Here is a 13,471-nt window from a genome sequence, read left to right on the forward strand (position 1 = left end):
TCTATGGTAAAAATTAGCTGGCGTTGCGCCAATGATTCGACAATTTTTACTGGGGTCTGACCCCGTTAGCCTTCGCCGAAAGCTTCCTCCCAGGGGGTTTTCATATAAAACTCCAAGCAGAATGGGAACCCCCGGTAACTTTGCTTCAACTTCCTTTCCAGCGGCCCGGGGGATGCCAGAAAGGCCACCGGCAGGCCAAGTCTTGCGGCCATCTCCGAGACTTTACCGTAACCTTCCACCATCACCTGAGCGTCGGTGTGATGGCTCAGATTGGTATTGCTGACAAGGCCCGTCACTGATAATATCCAGGTCCACCAGGGAGACCTTCTCTCCCCGTTGGTGCAGCATGCGGGCAAAGTTAATGAAAATCTCCGTTTTGCCGCTGCCAAGATTGGCGGTAAAAATTGTAACTGGTTTTATGTTAATTTGCATTGAACAAAACCTCCGCTGTTTACTAAATATTTCGTCTAATCTCACAAAAAACCTTCCCCGGCGGGCGTAAAAAATGACCGGTTGAGGCACTTTGGTTAATTCCGCCCCAACTGGTCCAGGTAATTCAGCATTTTGTTTTTCTCAATGACCTTGGTAAGACTGTATTTCTCGGTAAACAGGTGAAAAACAATTAAAAAACCAGGTAACCGATTTTAACCGCCTCCGGCAAAACCAGCACCGAAGTGATCCCGATGGTTGCTCCCAGGGCGTTGGAGCCGGTGTCCCCCATCATGGCCCCGGCCCGCAGGTCCGTAGGTAAATAGGCCAACAGGCCCCTGCGGTTATGACAGCCCAAATCAAATCGCCGGCGGGCCAACCCCCAAGGAATAACAGCATGACCCCCAGCAAAAATCCTTTGCCGGCCCTGCCCGGACGGAGGTCCAGCAAATTAATGGCGTTTACCGACAGGGCGATGACCAGGGTGTTGATGATGACTTGCTGCCAGCCATGGCTGATGGCGACGGCCACCGCCAGGGACATCAAGCCTCCCGCCGCCAGTTTCAGTCCCCCGGTGGTTAATTCTCCTCGCAGCATTTTTTTGATGTGCCCCTTCAGCCGCTGTCCGCCCGGGAACCAAAGACATCATCGGCCATGCCGAGCAAGGTCATAGAACCAAGGACAAAGAGATAAATGAACCCTGTTGTGCGATAATGTTCCGGTTGGATGAATAAAAGCAGGCCGGTGGGCAAAAGGGCGCTGAGAAAAAATAAAAAACCCGCCCCTACAGGGATGCTGTCGCCCCGAAAGTTAGGCCTGACGAATCCTGCCTCGCTAATTAACTTTAACACGCTGGGCAGGAGAAACTTTGCCACTCCATAGGCCACAAGTGCGGCCGGAAACATGGTCCAGTAAGCATTTTGGAACATAGGAACACCTCGAAAATCGGACGTCGGTCGTCAGTCGTCGGACGCCGGAAATATCAGCCATCAGCCATCAGCCATCAGCCATCAGCCATCAGCCAATTTTAGGACAGATGAAAAAGTAAGTCAAGAGGATATCTTGTTATTCCCGTTCACGGCATGAAGTTGGCTAACTTAACATATATTTTATGTAAACCTTATTCGCGTAGGCTAGTTTTCCATATATGTAAAACTACGCATACCTATTATTGCCAAAATTTAGGGATATTTTACTTTTTAAATCTGTAAGGTGCCAGGCCCTTCATTGATCCTCTGAAGTGAAGTGGCCTGGCACCTTATTGATCGGTTTTTTATTATCAACCGTTTATTACTGGTTCCGTACCCGCGTAAAGCCGTATTTCATAAAGCAGCCTGCGAGGACTCTGGCTACGTGGACAAATTGTTTGCCCCTGTGCAGGAAGCCTTTCAGGTCCCTGCCGGTCTCGGCGTGAGACATTTGAGTGGGAACCTCCAGCACCCGAAAACCTGCCCGGGCCACTTTAATGGTAAGGGCTACCTCTACACCGTAACCGGAAGCAAAGGGAACCACCTTTTCCAGAACCCTGCGGGTCATCACCCTTTGGCCGGATAAAGGGGCATTGCTTTCCAAACCGGCGAAACGACGGATACCCGCCCGGGCCAGATTTTTTACCAGGCCAAAGCCGCCTTTCTTTTTGGCCCGGGGAAACTGCGCAATGGTCATGTCGGCGGTGTTATGCAGAACCGGCAAAATGAGCGCCCTGGCCTCCAGGGAGCTGCTGCCCAGGTCACCGTCCAAAAGGGCCACGATATCACCGGTGGCCTTGGCCACTCCGGTATTGAGGGCCCCGCCCTTTCCCATATTATTCGGCAGTGAAATAACCGTGGCCCCTGCCTGCCTGGCCAGTTCCGCAGTTTCATCCGAAGATGCGTCATCCACTACAATAATTTCCGATACTTCGGGAATCGCCAGGACTCCTTTCACGGTATCGATAATGCGTGCCGCTTCATTATGTGCGGGAATTACCACTGACACTTTGGCCAGGTTTGACATTACCCACACCTCCAGTGGCGGTATCAATGGGTGGCAGCAACTGTTTGGCAGTGGGTTTTACCCCGTAATGCCCGGGTTTTCCGGCAATGGCAAGCACCAACGCCAGTTGACCGGGAGGTGTTTCCACATTATCCACCGTGCTGACCCGTTTCTTTTGATAGTCCTTCATATAGGAATACGTTACGTCTGTCTCTTCAACCCCAAAAACCGGCAGTTTCTGTTGCAAGAAATAATCAATCATAGGATAATCCAGAATTTCCGTCTTGACCAATGATCGGTCCTGACTGCCGCCAATGAATATTACCCCGTCAACCGGCACACCATAATCACCGGATAACTTAAGCAGTTCTGCCTGGGCCAATGTATTCAACAACGCTTGCTTCTCACCGGTTAAAATGCCTCTGGCGGTTTCCGCGGCCAGCTGCTTAACAAGGGCATTGTCATCCGCTTCCTTGAGGTTTAACTCACTGACCAGCCTGTCCTTGCGCCCGGTCAAATCAAACCCGTCAAGGACGGTGGTAACGGACTGGACGGTGGCCCCGGCCATGGTTAACGTATTGACCAGGTCATCCCGGAACCCGTAACTGTTGGTCTCCACAATGGCCAACCGTTTGCCGGTCAGCTTTCCGGCAACCAGCGGCGGTAAAACCTGCTTTTCAAACTGTTTCTGAATGTTATTGTCAATTTCCAGGTTGTTGGCCCTGGCTTGTACAGCTTCATTTTTTTGGCGCAATTCTTCCAATTGAATTTCCAGCCTGTCGGCCAACTGCTGCTGCCTTTTTACAATAACCTCATTTCCCAGTACTGCACTACCAACTAAAATGCCTATGCCCAGGGCGATAAAAACAGCCACCAAAGAGGCAATATGGTAGCGATAATCAATTATCACTCAGAACTTCCTCCTAAACACCAAAGATTAATCTTACGTTCAAAACCAGCAACCTGAACAATTCCCTGGTGGGTGGCGCCATGGCAATCACCACTGCAAGCGGCACCAGGCCGGCAAGCAATATCTGACCCACATATTTCATTTTGACACGGTTTTTATAAAGCTGACTGACACCTTTGGCATCCACCAGGATGTCTCCAACCTTCAGGCGGACCAGGAATGTACTGGCCATCCCCTTGCGGCCCTTTTCCAAAAAGTCCAACATATTGGAGTGGGTACCTACTGCTACGATCAGCTCGGTACCCTTTTCATAGGCTAACATCATGGCAATGTCTTCACTTGTGCCGGGGGCCGGAAAGACCTTCGCGTTTAAACCAAGGGCCTTGATTCTTTCCATGCCCGGCGCCCTGCCGTCGGGATAGGCGTGAACCACCAGTTCCGCACCACTGCAAAGGGCTTTGTCGGTGGTGCTGTCCATATCACCGATAATCAGATCCGGGGTATAACCAAATTCCAACAAGGCGTCGGCTCCCCCGTCCACCCCGATAAGTATGGGTTGAACCTCATCAATATAAGATTTAATGGCATTCAGGTCCTTTTTATAATTATGACCTCTTACCACAATTAGGGTATGCCTGCCCTTAAAAGAAGTGTTTACCTCCGGTATGTTCAGTCCCCCACAAACAAAATCCACTTCGTTGCGGGCGTAGTCCAGTGTATTGTGAATAAACCGGGATAACACCCGGTCCATACGGCTGCGGGATTGCTCCATGTGTTCTTTAACCTGTTTCAAGGTCAAGGGGGTTCCTGTTGCCAGGGTCTCGCCATTTCGTAAAACAACGTTGTCCCGTATTTCCAGTTCATCCCCCTCAATTACTTTCTCCATAATGTCTTTACCGACATTATCAAGGATGGGAATACCAGCCTTCAACAGAGTAATGGGGCCCTGGTTGGGATAATCGTCGCTTAGTGAAGGCGCAGCGTTTATAACAGCCTTTACCTTCGCGGCAATCAGCGAATCAGCGGCAACTTTATCAAGCTCATGATGACAGATTACAGCAATCTCATTGGTGTGTATTCTTTTGGCTAAATCTTTCGTTCTTTTATCAACTCGGGCGATTGCTTTACAATTCACTACACAAATCACCACCTTACCAACTTTCATTCTAATGTTATAAATACGTTAAGTCAAGTATACCCATAGGAGTTTCATGCTATTATTTTCCCTAAAAGGTAGAAATTTCAAAAACCTTTGCCAATCCCACAGATAAATTTTTCTTAACATTGATTGACATTTGTCTGTATTATGTTATGCTTTTTTCTATATTCATTTTTAAATGGGTGACAGAGGTGATGCTTTGTGTCCTGTGAAAACTGCAAGTTTCAGAGAAAAATTATCCTAAACAAACAGGTTTACCCGTCCTGTATTTTAGCCATACCGGAAGTGACAAAAAAATGTACCTACGTCAGTGGATTTGAACTGGTAAATAAGTACGGTAGGGAAAAGATAGAGAGTCTGTTAAATAAGTCCATTCCCGATTGCCAGGATTTTGTCCTTCGAGAACCTGAATGCTAAAGTAAAAAACACGTCCTTTAGGCGCATTTCCATAGGGACATTTTATGAACCATGGATATTGTGTGAGGCAGACAGCAGATTAAGCTGTCTGCCTTTGCCGTTGTTCGGCTATCTTTTCGGCTTCTTCAGCGAAAGCACCGACAACGCCAATGTCACGGTAGTGAATTATGATTTCCTGCTCTGCAGTTCTGGAGTACCTTTCCGCTCGTTCGCCGATCTCGATCTTCTCGATAAATACGTTCAGCAGTTCACCGCTTAGCTCGTTTATCTCGGTATACCGTTTCGCCTTATCGATAAACCTGGTGACATTGGAGATGGAGTCCTGTAGTTCTTCGATCCGCTCCGCAATCTGAGGGATTCGCTCCTTCAGGCTTTTTTGTTCTGCGTTGTAATCTCCGGACAGCATCCTGAACTGCTCGTTGGTCACCTTGCCAAGCACATTATCCTCATATAACCGTTTAAACAAAGTACTGAGCTCTGTGTCCCTTCGGCGCATCAATTCCAGTTCTCTCTGGAGCCGCTCAATCTCACGTCGAGTTTCGGCATTGTTTTTCCGGTTAATGTACTGGATGAATAGCGCCTCCCGCTGCCTTGCGAAGTGAGTAACTCTCAGCAAATCATCCAGGACGATTGCCGCCAGATGGACTTCCCGAAGGTAATGTGCACTGCACTTTTCCTTACCGCGTTTTCTGTAGGTAGAGCACATGAAGTTGTTTTTTACGGCAGCCATTGTATGCGCCCGATGGAGTACCATCTTTTCACCACAGTCGATGCACCGAACCAGACCAGAGAACATATCCTGTTCAGCCATGTTCGCCCTGCGCCTTCTGCGCTTACGGATATCCTGCACGATGTCCCATGTTTCCTTTGTAATTAACGGTTCATGCGTGTTTTCAAACCTCAGATGCTCTGACTTGGGACGGTCAATCCGCTTCTTATTTTTATAGGACAGCGTTGTATACTGCAGGCTGATGGTGTGACCGATATAAACCTCATCTTCCAGAATTTTGGCTACCATGGTGTTGTTCCAGGTGTATGGTCTTGTTACATCTACATTGGTCAGAAGGACGCCGGTCTTGCTGTAGTAATAATAACCGGGAGAGAATACCTGCTCTTTGTTAAGCTGTTTTGCAATCTGAGTAGGGCCTTTCCCTCCGACACAGAGACTGAATATCCTCTGAACAACTGGTGTAGCATCCTCATCGGGAACAATCTTGCTTTTGGGATTGTTCTCATCCTTCTTGTAACCATAGGGTGCCCTGGTTGCCACACGCTCGCCCCGTTCCGCCTTGGATTTCACGACTGCGCGGATTTTCCTGCTGGTGTCTTTGGCGTAGAAATCATTGAACAGATTAACGAACGGGGTAAAATCGTTATCACCATAGAGGCTGTCCACGTTGTTGTTGACGGCGATGAAGCGGACTCCGTAGCTGGGGAATATCATCTCAGTATACTGCCCAACCAGTAAATAATCTCTGCCGAGACGGGACATATCCTTAACGATAATCGTAGCCACTTCGTCGTTTTCCACCATCTTCATCAGCTCTTTCCACGCAGGGCGGTTGAAGTTTGTGCCGCTGTAGCCATCATCAGAAAGGAAGAGAATGTTCTCAAAGCCGTTGTCGGCGGCGTATTTCTCTAGCATCAGCCTTTGATTCTGGATGCTGTTGGATTCGCCCTCACGCTCGTCCTCCTGGCTCAGCCTGCCATAGAGTATTGTGTATTTTTGGTTTGCCCGTTTCATAAATACCTCCTTTTCGTCTGGCAAACCGATACGGAATGTTGGGACTGCGGATTGCTCCGCAATCCCAAGCATACCGAAGAGTTTGCCAGAAGTCTACTGAATTTTCAGAAAGATTTTCGCTCTTTTTCCAGCTCCTTATCGATCAGGGAGAGGAGCTTATCTGTGGGTAATGAGGCGGCGGCTTTGGGGAACACAGAGCTTACGGCGAACTTTTTCCCGCCCACAATCATGTGGCGTTCGAGACATATACTGTCGGACTGCTCCTTTAATTCCGTATCCCCAAACAGCGGAATAGGTTTACCATCAAGCGTTCTGTCCTTGATTCCCACCGTTTCGTAGCTACCCCAGACGCCGGTTTCGATGTAGTGTTGGGATTCTATTTTGGTTTTCCTGCCCCATAGCCGGTGCTTCCGTATGCCCATCTCTTTAAACAGTTCCTCGATTTTTGGTCTGCTCGGATGCCCATTCGGGAGCAAAAAAATGTACTCAGGAAAAACATAAGCGGTGATACATTCCTGTTGTGGTTTCATGATTTCATTCTTCCTTTCTGTTTTCATGCTGAAAATTATAGATCTCTTCGAAGGTCGGCAGGCTTTCGAGCTTCCTTACTTCATCTGAACAAATATGGCGCAGCTGCGCATCGTATCGTCCGACACCTTCATTTGTGAGGCAAGCAGGTGGCTGAAAATCGAAAGCTCAACGGCAATTTTGTACTGTCCTGTGCCGAAGGTTTTTCCGATTTGCTCCACCCTTTGCTGTACTTTTGTGGCAAATATGTCATCAAAGAATTTAGGATTTTGCTCCGCGTTTAGGTATCCGGAGTAGAATTCGATGGCCTTTTCTACGAAGGTATTGCGTGAATCGGCATGCGCTTTGCGGCGGTTTTCATCGCAGAGAGAAAGATGTTTCTGCGTTAAAGCCAGCCCTGTTTTTACTCTTTGATCCATATATGGTTTTCTCCTTTCCGTTTGTAATTTTGATAAGGTACCACTAAATGTACACCTACGACTCCATGCCAAATGCCGTAATGAGGCGGATTATTCTAATAGAGCCTTTTCTTACAACCACCTTTTAAGGTACCAAGAGGCGATTAACGACCACCTAAGAGGTACGGTCCCCGACCCGCATTGCGGGGCGGTGTTTCCGGCGCGGGGAACCTCTTACAGCACCTCGCCTTTAACCTGCATGGTTTTCGACCCCATGGTTCACCCCCAATTCGGCGTTTTTATGCCACTGCAGAGTATCGGTTCTGTCCATCAGCCATATTCTCGCGACACACGCTCTGACCGAGAAAGTGAGCCATGATGGATTGCTTTTTCGCTGATATGATACTGGCGGCATATAAAGTGAGCCAACATGGTTACTTTTCTGTTCAGGTATTCTCGGGAAGGGTGCAAGGGTGCAAAGTATATAATACATTGCACCCTTACATCCTTGAATCAGATTTCCGCCAGTACCAACGGTTTCCGACCTTATACGAATCCACTCCGACATTTTTCTTTGCAATGTTGACTGTCCGTTCGGAGATACCCAGCTCTGCTGCACGGCGAAGCACATCGTCCGCTGGAACAGGCTTGGCAAGCATCCTTCTGAGTTCATCCTCCATCTGCGCTGTCTTGGTTTGCACCGAACCTACGCCGGAGAGAACATCGTCCACCGATACATCGCAATAACCAATCCACTGAAAGCCGTTCTCAGCATCCAGAGAGAAAGCGATGGATTTACCCTCCGGCGCCAGACTGCTTTTATCATGAGCAACGACACGAACAGCGGGATCGCTTTTCAGTCTGCCGACCAGAAGCACACTCCTTGCCGCCGCTCGAAAGTCGATGGAGCCAAGTCCACGGTAGGATGATTTCAATCCCTGCGCCTTGTTCATGTGTCCGATGAGTATAATGGCACAGCCTGTCCGGTCAGCCATGGCGCACAGACGCTTGAACACAGGACGCACTTCATTGGCTCGGTGCATATCCACGTTATCGCCGAGATACGCCTGCAGCGGATCAAGGACAATCAGCTTTGCGCCCGTTTCCCGCACAGCCTGCTCCAGCCGTTCATCGCATAATGTCAGCTCCTTGTCAGTTTCATCAATGACCAGTACATGGGAACAGTCAGCGCCGGATGCCTCCAGCCTCGGCTTAATGGTATCCGCCAGACCATCCTCCGCCGACTGGTAGATGACTCTGTAAAGAACAGATTGGCTACAGAATTAGCTAAGGAATGCAAAAGCATGGATGATGTCCATAACATGCTGAGGGATCTTTTTAAGGACACCATTCAAAAAATTCTCGAGGCGGAAATGGATGCCCACCTGGGCTATGAAAAACATGACCCTGCCGGGGATCTTTCTGGCAACAGTAGGAACGGATACAGTAAAAGACTGTTCAGACCCAAATGGGCAGAACAGAAATTAAGATTCCCCGTGATCGTAACGGCGAGTTTGAACCACAAATCATCAAGAAATACGAAACTACGGCCAATGAACTGGAAGAACAAATTATTGCCATGTATGCTAAGGGCATGTCCACCAGGGATATAGAGGACCATATGCGGGATATTTATGGCATTGAAGTCTCTGCAGCTATGGTCAGCAAAGTGACTGATAAAATCCTACCTATGATTGCAGAATGGCAATCCAGACCGTTGGATCGGGTTTACCCCGTAGTCTTCCTTGATGCTATTCACTTCAAAGTGCGTAAGGATAACCGCATTGTCAATAAAGCAGCCTATAGTGTACTGGCCATTAATATGAACGGCCAAAAAGAAATACTAGGCATCTGGATTGGCGAGCATGAAAGTGCCAGTTTCTGGCTTGGCGTATGTAATGACCTCAAAAATAGGGGGTTGAAGACATTTTAATAGCCTGTAAAGACGGTCTTTCCGGCTTTAGCGAGGCCATTAACGCTGTTTTCCCCAGGACAAGGATACAATTATGTGTTATTCACCAAATTCGTAACTCTATGAAATATGTAACCTACAAGGAGCAGAAGGCGGTAATGGCCGACCTTAAGAAGGTTTACCAGGCATTAACCCTTGAAGAAGCCGAATTTGCCTTTGAGGAATTTAAGGAGAAATGGGGTAAGAAACACCCCATCATCATCAAGTCTTGGGAAAACAACTGGCTGGAACTAACGGCATATTTTGAATACCCTTATGAGATCAGGAAAATGATCTACACCACCAACATCATTGAAGGATACCACCGGCAGTTAAGAAAGGTGACAAAAACCAAAACTGCTACCCAACGGATGATGCTTTGAAAAAGATTATTTACCTGGCAACAGAATCAATCTCAAAGAAGTGGACTATGCCAATCCGGGAATGGAGGAATTGTATCTCCCAACTTGCAATTTACTTTGGGGATAGAATTCAGCYAGGGATTGCCTAAAAAACAATGGGTTAGGTAACGGGTTTATCGCTTATCGAAAGTTTTACATTATTTAAAGTTGAGTGCAATTACCCACGAAAATGCAGGAAAACCGCAAGCTCAACTTTAAATAATCAAATTCACTGCAACGACTTCAGGAATTCAAGCATTGCCGATTTTTCGCTGTCATCGAAATACTCTGTATCGCCTGTCAAATCAGACGATGCCTTGCCGATTTGCATTCCGGACAACTTCGGGATTGTTTTTCGCATACCTCTCGGTTGTCACTACAGATGCGTGTCCAAGAAAATCCCGGATGTAATAGATATTTGCACCGCCTTGAATCAAGTGGCTGGCTTTGGTACTCCGCAGCAAATGGGGAGAGATGGACACATGAAACATATCCGGATGAATCTGCTTCCCCATCTCCACATATTTTTTGAGGATGTAGGAAACACCCACGGTTGTCAGCTTTTCGTGGCTTCGGTTTTCAAACAAATATTGTTCCGTTTTGCTGATTCGATTTTCCTTGATATACCCCTGTAATATATCAGATGTCTTTTGTGTGATAGGAACGACTCTCGTCTTGTTACCTTTTCCAAACAGTTTTACGGTCGGAGTTTTCCCAAAGGAAATATCTCCAGCTTTAAGCTCAACCAATTCACCAGCGCGTGCTGCGGTATCGTAAAGAAGCAGTAAAAGARTAAGATTCCTGCGGCCATGCTTGGTTTGGATATCCGGCATAGAGAACAGCACTTCCATTTCTCCAGCAGATAAATATTTAGGGGGGCAGTCGGGGTCTTCTTCTCYGGTATGGACAGGATATCACAGCAAAGAGCGGTATAAACAACCGATTCAGACCGAATGTACTGAAACAGTGATTTGAGTGCGGATAAACGCTGGTTTCTGGTTGCTGCTGAATTATTCCTGCTGGCTTCCAACCAGAGCAAGTAATCATCCACAACTTGCTTGTCTATTCTGTCCAATGACAGTTTCTCATATGGAATCCCCCTCTCACTTTTGCAGAACTGATATAACAGCATCAGCGAACAGCTGTAAGAGGAGATCGTATTGGGGCTCAATCCTCTTTGGAGTGGGAGGTACTTCATAAAGTACGAATAGATATAGTCAGCAAAGTCAGGTTTTGACTGCTTAGACATCAAACGTCACCTCCGGTACACAGGCATCCAAAAAAGGTGCGCCAGCAGTCGTGATGTTTGAATAGTCAAATTCCGGAAGGTGAATATACCTCTCAGTATCTTTAATGTTGGTATGACCTGCGTATGCCGCTATGATCGGCATAGTAGTGTACAGGTCCAGCCCAAGCTCCCCGGTCATTCTCGCATATGAGTGAACAATAAATGTGTGCCGAATAAAATCCAAACGTCTGGATTTTCTTCGTTATCAAAACTTAAATAAAATCAAACCTTTTTTGGATAGCATTTAATTATTGGTGGATTCACTAAAAAAAGGTTTGGATATTTTACTAAAGTTATATACTCCTTATATCAARTATATAAGGAGGACGCATATATGAATGTGCAAAATTTACGGGAGAACTATCCCAGACTCATTTCCTACATGACAGAGAACGGTTATTCAGAATCGYATGTAGTCAGATTCAGGAGAGAGATTAAACGAATCCTTCTTTTGTCGGATTCAAAAGGTTGGAAATCCTATACGGATGTTTATCTGGCTTATACCAAAACATCCCATTCCCCATCCTATCTCCGTAACAAGCGGACAATTATCGGAGCGATTGAAAACTTTGACATCTTTGGGCAATGTCCGGACGGCAGACGCAGGCATGGAATCTTAAGAAGGACCGGATACAATTCTTTGCCCGAGGAATTCAAATCTGTCATTGACTGTTATTGCAAGACTGAAAGAACAAGGGGCAAAAAGGAATCGACCATCTATACAGAGTCACATAACGCCACCTCGTTCTTATTATCGCTACGACACAAAGGCATGGATACTCTGGAGAAGATTACGGAAAAGGCAGTAATTGACGTGTTTGCATCTCCCGACGGTAAAGTATCACGAAGCTGCTCTTATAAGAAAAATATTGCAGCTGTATTCAAGGCATGTGCTCCTTTCTTCCCCGAAGGTACCTGCACAAGGGTTTTGTCCTTCCTGCCAGCGCTCCGGGAAAAGAGGATGAACATTCAGTACCTTACATCTGAGGAAGTTAGCCGGATCAAGGCTGCATTGACAGCGGAAGAATCGTCCCTTTCCCTTCGGGACAAAGCAATTGGGCTACTCACCCTGTACACAGGTCTGCGGTGCTGCGACATCGCCGCCCTGACTATGGATTCTATAGACTGGACAAATGACCGACTTCACATCAGACAGCAAAAAACGGATGTTCCCTTGGAATTGCCCCTCACTGCGGTTGTAGGCAATGCCATCTATGACTATCTAACCAAGGAGCGCCCTCAGGTTGACCATCTGGAAATCTTCATTTCCCAATGTCACCCATATGCCGGACTGAAAAGCAGAAGCCTGTCCAATGTCGCCAATAAGATCATGAAAGCCGYAAATGTGAGGGGCGCAAATGGTGACAGGAAAGGCTTTCATATTTTCCGGCACCATCTTGCAACGACACTTCTGGGAAACGGAATCCCACAGCCAGTGATCAGCAGGGCACTGGGGCATTCTTCCCCTGCCTCGCTGGACACTTACTTGAGCGCAGATTTTTCACACCTTAAGGAATGTTCGCTCAGCATAGAACAGTTCCCCTTGCGGAAGGGGGTGTCGGTATGAAGCAATTCCAATCCTTTTTAGCCCCGCTCATTGAGGCTATATTTCTTATACTTCCTTGTGGCTTCTACTTGCTCCGGCAAATAGGCCGAAAATGTTGTGTACATAATGTAACCTCCTTTAAATTGAATTCAAAGGAGATAATACATTATGAAAAGTTATTTGCCTGTTTTTGAACTATATACGTTTGTTTTGGAGTGAACTTTAGATAATGTAAAACTTTCGATAAGCGATATTATGAAAAGCTTTATATAATATCGCTTTAGTTCTCCCGGAGATAGTCATAAAAGGAAGAAAGCTGGGAATAATATCCTCAGCTATCTCCGGCAGAACCCTGCGGGGCGCTCGGGTTGCTCCMMAGYATTGCCCTATCCTCCCGRCAGGTAAGAGCCACTWWAAGCCTACCCAAMATCATAAMGGAATAATCCAATGTCGAGTAGAAGTGCGTCTCTCTAACTTTAGAAGCAGGTTTGTTTTCACCGTTTCTCCCCGTTTCCTCTGGGAGTGCCACAATATTTGCTCCATGGCTAAATTGAACACACAACCCTCACAGAACCGTGCTTGCGCTATTCACGCACACGGCTCCTCACTTGGAGATTTGCACTTATGCCTAAGCACTACTAAGCCGATAATATACTGAAATAAATTTTCGGTTTGGGTAGCGGCTTAACTTTGAGCAGCAATAGGAACTTTTCCCAGGTATAGCTG

At 47.1% G+C, this 13,471-nt stretch carries 10 protein-coding genes and 4 pseudogenes; 2 read left to right on the plus strand and 12 right to left on the minus strand.

The window, feature by feature from the left end:
• Positions 1–65: 65 nt before the first annotated feature.
• The 10 genes and pseudogenes from P378_RS14715 to P378_RS14760 all read right to left on the minus strand — a co-directional run.
• On the minus strand, positions 66–356 hold the full coding sequence (locus tag P378_RS14715) for a hypothetical protein (RefSeq protein ID WP_238473272.1): 291 nt from the start codon (positions 354–356) through the stop codon (positions 66–68).
• Positions 357–720: 364 nt separating this feature from the next.
• Positions 721–1,026 carry a hypothetical protein gene (locus P378_RS22105; protein WP_238473273.1) on the minus strand — a complete coding sequence of 102 codons (306 nt, stop codon included), beginning with the start codon at positions 1,024–1,026 and terminating at the stop codon, positions 721–723.
• Positions 1,027–1,043: 17 nt separating this feature from the next.
• Positions 1,044–1,358: a hypothetical protein gene (locus P378_RS22110; RefSeq protein ID WP_238473274.1), complete on the minus strand. Its 315-nt coding sequence runs from the start codon at positions 1,356–1,358 to the stop codon at positions 1,044–1,046.
• 361 nt (positions 1,359–1,719) lie between these two features.
• Complete coding sequence (locus P378_RS14725) at positions 1,720–2,424, minus strand: glycosyltransferase family 2 protein (protein WP_099083773.1); 705 nt, start codon at positions 2,422–2,424, stop codon at positions 1,720–1,722.
• Complete coding sequence (locus P378_RS14730; RefSeq protein ID WP_099083774.1) at positions 2,381–3,313, minus strand: copper transporter; 933 nt, start codon at positions 3,311–3,313, stop codon at positions 2,381–2,383. The genes P378_RS14725 and P378_RS14730 overlap by 44 nt, the downstream gene beginning before the upstream one ends.
• 13 nt (positions 3,314–3,326) lie before the next feature.
• Positions 3,327–4,448: a putative cytokinetic ring protein SteA gene (steA, locus tag P378_RS14735; RefSeq protein ID WP_099083775.1), complete on the minus strand. Its 1,122-nt coding sequence runs from the start codon at positions 4,446–4,448 to the stop codon at positions 3,327–3,329.
• A 520-nt stretch (positions 4,449–4,968) separates the two neighbouring features.
• On the minus strand, positions 4,969–6,633 hold the full coding sequence (locus P378_RS14745; protein ID WP_099083777.1) for a recombinase family protein: 1,665 nt from the start codon (positions 6,631–6,633) through the stop codon (positions 4,969–4,971).
• A 104-nt stretch (positions 6,634–6,737) separates the two neighbouring features.
• On the minus strand, positions 6,738–7,163 hold the full coding sequence (locus P378_RS14750) for a hypothetical protein (protein ID WP_099083778.1): 426 nt from the start codon (positions 7,161–7,163) through the stop codon (positions 6,738–6,740).
• 75 nt (positions 7,164–7,238) lie between these two features.
• Positions 7,239–7,580, minus strand: coding sequence for a hypothetical protein (locus P378_RS14755; RefSeq protein WP_099083779.1), 342 nt, complete (start codon positions 7,578–7,580; stop codon positions 7,239–7,241).
• 479 nt (positions 7,581–8,059) lie between these two features.
• Positions 8,060–8,821 (minus strand): annotated as a pseudogene (locus P378_RS14760) (AAA family ATPase); the annotation flags it as partial.
• A 42-nt stretch (positions 8,822–8,863) separates the two neighbouring features.
• Between P378_RS14760 and P378_RS14765 the strand changes: the two are divergent.
• Positions 8,864–10,021, plus strand: a pseudogene (locus P378_RS14765) (IS256 family transposase).
• 195 nt (positions 10,022–10,216) lie between these two features.
• Here P378_RS14765 and P378_RS14770 read toward each other — a convergent pair.
• Positions 10,217–10,768: pseudogene (locus tag P378_RS14770) on the minus strand (tyrosine-type recombinase/integrase); the annotation flags it as partial.
• A gap of 98 nt (positions 10,769–10,866) precedes the next feature.
• Positions 10,867–11,160: pseudogene (locus P378_RS24300) on the minus strand (site-specific integrase); the annotation flags it as partial.
• Between the two features lie 373 nt (positions 11,161–11,533).
• Here P378_RS24300 and P378_RS14780 point away from each other — a divergent pair.
• On the plus strand, positions 11,534–12,766 hold the full coding sequence (locus tag P378_RS14780; protein ID WP_099083783.1) for a tyrosine-type recombinase/integrase: 1,233 nt from the start codon (positions 11,534–11,536) through the stop codon (positions 12,764–12,766).
• Positions 12,767–13,471 lie beyond the last annotated feature (705 nt).

The organism is Desulforamulus profundi (assembly GCF_002607855.1).

Bases quoted from the DNA above. Each gene is read 5' to 3' on its own strand.
- P378_RS22105 (WP_238473273.1), bottom strand. From the start codon at position 1,026: ATGCTGCGAGGAGAATTAACCACCGGGGGACTGAAACTGGCGGCGGGA.
- P378_RS22110 (WP_238473274.1), bottom strand. From the start codon at position 1,358: ATGTTCCAAAATGCTTACTGGACCATGTTTCCGGCCGCACTTGTGGCC.
- P378_RS14725 (WP_099083773.1), bottom strand. From the start codon at position 2,424: ATGTCAAACCTGGCCAAAGTGTCAGTGGTAATTCCCGCACATAATGAA.
- P378_RS14745 (WP_099083777.1), bottom strand. From the start codon at position 6,633: ATGAAACGGGCAAACCAAAAATACACAATACTCTATGGCAGGCTGAGC.
- P378_RS14750 (WP_099083778.1), bottom strand. From the start codon at position 7,163: ATGAAACCACAACAGGAATGTATCACCGCTTATGTTTTTCCTGAGTAC.
- P378_RS14755 (WP_099083779.1), bottom strand. From the start codon at position 7,580: ATGGATCAAAGAGTAAAAACAGGGCTGGCTTTAACGCAGAAACATCTT.